The 2,504-nt window shown below is 56.1% G+C and carries 2 protein-coding genes; both read left to right on the forward strand.

The window, feature by feature from the left end; genetic code table 11:
• Window positions 1-482 precede the first annotated feature (482 nt).
• Window positions 483-1,829, forward strand: coding sequence for a uroporphyrinogen decarboxylase family protein (locus tag HMPREF0178_RS12170; protein ID WP_009368338.1), 1,347 nt, complete (start codon window positions 483-485; stop codon window positions 1,827-1,829).
• A 205-nt stretch (window positions 1,830-2,034) separates the two neighbouring features.
• Complete coding sequence (locus HMPREF0178_RS21030; RefSeq protein WP_009368339.1) at window positions 2,035-2,493, forward strand: GTP-binding protein; 459 nt, start codon at window positions 2,035-2,037, stop codon at window positions 2,491-2,493.
• Window positions 2,494-2,504: the final 11 nt, after the last annotated feature.

Raw genomic sequence — 2,504 nt, forward strand, 5'->3', positions numbered from 1 at the left:
GAGAGAGAGAGAGAGAGAGAGAGAGAGAGAGAGAGAAGCTCAGCTTTTTTAATCCATTAGAGGGTATTAAATATTTGTTTTTACGATACCGTGTGATCATGCGGAAATGGGTTTGTAAAAGATATATCTATTAACTACTTATTTTTATAATAAAAAATAGAAAATCGAGCTTTTTTGAACAACTTTTTTTGAAAAAAGCGAAAAAAGGTCTGGACAGGAAGCTTGCTCCGATATAAATTCACTCCAACAGATATATCACATATACATGCAAGAAAAACCTAGCCGGATGGTCATCTCTAAATATAGACGCTATTTTTATACGTTATATCAGTATATAATACACAAATAGTCTTCCAATACGGACGCTCTTCTCTTTGCGGCAATGAATATACGGCCTCGCTATAGATATATTATTCTATCCGTTTTTATTCGAAAAAATGCGATCAAACTAATTGATACATCACACACCCAAGGAGCGCATCATGCACGGCAAGGCGTTGATCAACGAGGCATTGAAGGGGAACCCCGTCGAGCGGACCCCCTGGGTTCCCTACACCGGTTCCCAAATCGCCAACCTCAAGGGGTATACCGCGCAGGAAATGTTCCGCGACGCGGACAAGCTATACGAATGCTGCATCGAGGCGGAGTCCCAATACTCCCCGGACGGCATGACTCCCATGTTCGACCTGCAAGTCGAAGCTGAAATCCTCGGCTGCGATCTCGCATGGTACGACAACACCCCGCCCACCGTCTGCTCCCACCCGCTCGAAGGCGAACTCGTCATCCCCACGCGGCGCATCCAAAAGACCGACGGGCGCATCCCGCTCATCCTCGACGTCATGCGCCGCTTCAAGGCCGCCAAGCCCGACATCGCCATGTACGGCCTCGTCTGCGGCCCGTTCACCCTCGCCTCGCACCTGCGCGGGACCAACATCTTTATGGATATGTACGACGATGAGGACGGCGTGAAGGCCCTCGTCGCCTACTGTGAGGAAGTCGTCCGTGAGGTTGCGGAATACTACATCGAGGCCGGGTGCGACATCATTGCCGCCGTGGACCCGCTTGTCTCTCAAATCTCCCCGGACATGTTCGAAACCTTCCTGAGCGGACCCTACACGAAGTTCTTCGCCTCCATGCGCGAAAAGGGTATGCCCTCCTCCTTCTTCGTCTGCGGCGACGCCACCAAGAACATCGAACCCATGTGCCTCACCAAGCCCGACTGCATCGCCATCGACGAAAACGTCGACATCGTGGAAGCCAAAAAGCTCACGGACGCCCACGGCATCACCATTTCCGGCAACCTCCAGCTCACCATCACCATGCTGCTCGGCACGCAGCAGGACAATCAAAAGGCCGCCATCGAACTGATGGACAAGATGGGCACGCACCGCTTCATCCTCGCTCCCGGCTGCGACGTTCCTTTTGACGCCCCCGCCGCGAATCTCATCGGCGTGGGGCAGGCCGTGCACAACCCCGAAGCCGTCCGCAAGGCGCTTGAAAACTACGTCGCCAAGGACAATCTGCCGGAAATCGAAATGCCGGACTACGTCAACCTCGACCATGTCCTCGTCGAGGTCGTGACCATCGACTCCAAGACCTGCGCCGCCTGCGGCTACATGGTCGCAACCGCCAACAACGCCGCCAAGATTTATGGCGACAAGGTCGAAGTCGTCGAACGGTCCATCATGTTCCCCGAGAACCTCGCTTTCGTGAGCAAGGTCGGCCTGACGAACCTCCCCTCGCTCCTCGTCAACGGCGTCATCAAGCACATCTCTCTCATCCCCACCGTCGAAAAGCTGCGGGAGGAGATTGAGGAAGCGATGAAGTAGAACGGAAGAGGGAGGGAAGAGGAACCCCTTCTGAAGAAGGATTTTCCTCCCCACCCCGCCCCTTTCCTACCCAAGGCTTTCAAGATGGGGAGGCGGCGCGGCGGGAGTCCCTATCGGACTAAAAACGGATAGGATACGGAGTATTCCCCAAAAGGGGCAAGGAGGCACGGGCCTCGGCTCTTTCCCACAAGGCAGGATTGACGGAATGCGCAAGAAACTGATCATCCTCTCCGGCTTCCTCGGAAGCGGCAAGACGACCCTGCTGCGGTCGCTGCTGCTGCACCACTCGAATCGAAAGGTAGCCGTGCTGCTGAACGACTTCGGCGACATCCCCGTGGACGGGGAAACCCTGCGCCGCTCCGGCGTCGAAGGCGGCGTGGTGGTGGAGATCGGAGGCGGATCGGTATTCTGCTCGTGCCTGCGGGAGCCGTTCATCAAGGCGCTGGCCAACCTCGCCGCCCGCGACGAGGATCTGATCATCGTGGAGGCCTCCGGCATGTCCGATCCCTCCGCCGTGGACAAGATGCTCCGGCTCTCCGGCCTAGACGGGCTTTTTGAGCACACCTCGACCATCTGCCTGTTCGACCCCGTCAAGGCCTCAAGCTGGCGCGCGTGCTGGAAGTCATCCCGCGCCAGCTTGCCTCGGCCTGTGTCGTTGTCCTGACCAAGGCCGAC

The organism is Bilophila sp. 4_1_30 (genome assembly GCF_000224655.1).
Lineage (GTDB): Bacteria > Desulfobacterota > Desulfovibrionia > Desulfovibrionales > Desulfovibrionaceae > Bilophila > Bilophila wadsworthia.